2 protein-coding genes and 1 pseudogene are annotated in these 2,149 nt (G+C 69.5%); 2 read left to right on the top strand and 1 reads right to left on the bottom strand.

All coding sequences use genetic code 11. The features are described from left to right. Window positions 1-228, top strand: a 228-nt coding sequence (locus WEB03_RS12045; protein WP_368071196.1) for an IS110 family transposase, incomplete at its 5' end; no start/stop codon positions are given. Between the two features lie 35 nt (window positions 229-263). Here the strand turns inward: WEB03_RS12045 and WEB03_RS12040 are convergent. Then, window positions 264-1,700 (bottom strand): IS66 family transposase, encoded by a 1,437-nt coding sequence (locus tag WEB03_RS12040; RefSeq protein WP_368071195.1) that lies wholly within the window; start codon window positions 1,698-1,700, stop codon window positions 264-266. Window positions 1,701-1,894: 194 nt separating this feature from the next. On the opposite strand from WEB03_RS12040, the pseudogene WEB03_RS12035 reads away from it, so the two are divergent. Beyond that, window positions 1,895-2,149, top strand: a pseudogene (locus tag WEB03_RS12035) (IS110 family transposase); the annotation flags it as partial.

Genomic DNA, 2,149 nt, shown 5'->3' with positions numbered 1-2,149 from the left:
GACCCCGACCTGCTGGCCCGCACCCTGCCCGGCATCGCCGAGGTTGGCGGACCGATGCTCACCGCGGTGATGGGCGACCCCGACCGGTTCCGCAACGCTGCGGCGTTCAAGTCCTACCTCGGCCTGACCCCCAAAGCGTCCGAGACCGGCGAGTCCGACCGCAAGGGCCAACCGATGTCGAAGGCCGGCAACCGGCGGCGTAACTGTTCAGACCCTGGCGGTGCTTGACGAAGCGGAACGTCGGTGGATCTGGATCCAGGGGGTCAGGCTGCTGCGGCCAGGGGCCGGGGGGCGGTGGGCAGCCACGGGTCGCCGTTGAACGCCTGGGCGAGTGCGGTGAGCACGTGGATGCGGTTCTTGCGGATGGTGGAGATGTAGCTGCGCAGCGCACAGAACGTCTCGGCACCGGCCAGGGTCCGCCAGCCCCCGGAGATCTTCTGCTGCAACTTGATCATGCGGATATCACGCTCAGCGAGGTTGTTGTCGAACGGGACGGCGAAGTCGAAGGCGAAGCGCAGCACGTCGTCGCGGTAGTCATCGAGACGCCCGAGCAGGTTGGCGGCCTTGGACTTGGCGGTGCGTCCGCGTCTGCCTGATCGGGGTGGCGGGGGGTTGGCGGAGTGACCGGCGGCCACCGCCTTGGCGTAGCGGCCGACGATGCCTTCCAGCGTGGCCGGATCGAGCCGTACAGCCCCGCCGGTCTTGGCCGCATCGACGGCCGCGAGCGCGTCGCACAGCACCGTGGCCATGTCGATCGCCCAGCCCTGGCCGGGCTGTTCGGCCGCGGCGGTGAGCTCACGCAGGTGGTGGGCGTTGCACAGCCCATGGGCCAGACCGGGGTAGCGGCGGTAGGGCCGCCAGCCGTCGTGGACCGCGATCCCGACGAAATTGGCCAGCACCCCGGCAGCGTCCATCGCTTCGACGCCGCGCTTGGGATGAACCGTGTACAAAGTCCAGCGGTCGGTCGATGCCGAGTGCACCCAGTGAAGCCTGCCGGCCACCCGTGCACCCGTCTCGTCGAAGTGTGCCACCCCAGCGGCGGCCAGCCGAGTGCGGACCGCGTCGAGGAACGGGGTGACGCGGCCGGTGGCCTCGCTCATGATCGACGCCAACGTCCCTACCGACACCGGTGCGGCCAGCACATCAGAGAGCAGCTGTGCGGCACGGTCGTAGGGCAGATGCTGGTAGGCCAGCAGATACACCGCCAGGCCACGCACCTGCGGCCCGTAGCACGCCGGACCACGCGCGCCAGCCGGGAACTGCCCCGCGGTCACCGTCCCGCAACGGCAGCGTCGCTGCTCGACACGGTGCTCGGTGACCTCCAGCCGCAGCGGGGGGATGTCGAACACCTGACGGGCCTGGACCCCAGAAACCTCAGCATCGTGGAGGCCGGCGTCACACGAACCGCACGCCTGCGGGGCATGGACCACCACCGTGTCCGGGTCGGCCACCTTGGCCAGATGCTTGCCCGGTGCCCCGGGCTGCTTGCCCGGCTTGCGGCCCGAGGAGGTGCGCCGCGACTTGGGCGCAGGTTTGGCGTAGCCCTCCGACGACGGCGGCTTGGACGAGTTCCGCGGGTTCTGTTCCAGCCGCGCGACCAGCTCGGCCACCTGTTGGCGCAGCGCCGCGATCTCGACATCCTGCTCAGCGACACGAGCACGCAACGCGGCGTTCTCCGCCTCCAGCTCCGCGCGATCCACCCACCAGCTCCCGTCACTCACCAGCAACAGAAACAACATTAGCCACACCGTTGGCTTACACCGACGGAACCACCACCGCACCCCGTCCCGCTCAGACCTGAATAGTTACCCGGCGGCTACGCACCCAGCTGCAACGATCGGCCGAGACCGCCCGCCAGCTCGACCCCCAGCTCGCCGCGATCTACTACGACCAGATGGTCCACAAGGGCGCGGTCCACACCAAAGCGCTGTGCGTGGTCGCGGCCCGGCTCGCTGAACGGGCCTGGACCGTGATGCACCGCCGCCTCGCCTACGAGCTGCGCGATGTCGATGGCACCCCTGTCGACCGCGCGACCGCGAAGCAGATCATCGCCGAGCGCTACACCGTCCCCGACGACATCCGTCGCCGCCGACGCTCCAAGAAGACGGGCGGGAGGGCCCCTCACCAGGTCCTCGAAGGACGTGCATCA

Origin of the sequence: Nitriliruptor sp. (assembly GCF_040882075.1) — a bacterium.
GTDB lineage: Bacteria > Actinomycetota > Nitriliruptoria > Nitriliruptorales > Nitriliruptoraceae > Nitriliruptor.
The sequence above is the reverse complement of the archived record's forward strand: the minus strand, read 5'-3'. Positions and strand labels throughout refer to the sequence as shown.